Genomic DNA, 554 nt, shown 5'->3' on the forward strand with positions numbered 1-554 from the left:
GGGAACGACACCACGCCAACGATTGCAGGTACCAGCGATGCACCGCAAGGCAGTGAAGTAACCATTGTTGTCACCGACAGCAGCGGCGCAGCGCAAACAATGAGCGCCACCGTACTAGCCAATGGCACGTGGTCAATCCCTGTACCGGTAGCACTCGCAGAAGGTGCATACACCGTAAGCGCGAGTGTTGAAGATGTGGCAGGCAACGACACCATCGCCACAGGCACTGGTGAAGTAGACACGACTGCACCAACACTGATCCTAACGAATCCTGGCTCAAGTAACGACATTACTCCAACACTCAGTGGCACAAGTGATGCCGTTGAAGGCACCGTTATTAACTTCACGGTTGTGGACGATCAAGGCAATACACAAACGTTCACCACCACTGTGGATGCCGATGGCAACTTCTCAGTCGAAGTGCCAACAGCACTGGCAGAAGGGCCGTACACGATCACCGCCAACATCAGCGATGTGGCAGGAAACAGCACCGATATTACCGGCAACGGCACCATTGATACCACAGCACCAAGTGTGAGTGTAGATGCGCCATT

General features: G+C 54.2%; 1 protein-coding gene. It reads left to right on the forward strand.

The features are described 5' to 3' along the window. A partial coding sequence (locus H5120_RS20325) for an Ig-like domain-containing protein (protein WP_182675885.1) occupies positions 1-554 on the forward strand: 554 nt, incomplete at both ends.

The organism is Pseudoalteromonas sp. SR43-2 (assembly GCF_014163885.1).
In the GTDB taxonomy this organism is placed as follows: domain Bacteria; phylum Pseudomonadota; class Gammaproteobacteria; order Enterobacterales; family Alteromonadaceae; genus Pseudoalteromonas; species Pseudoalteromonas distincta.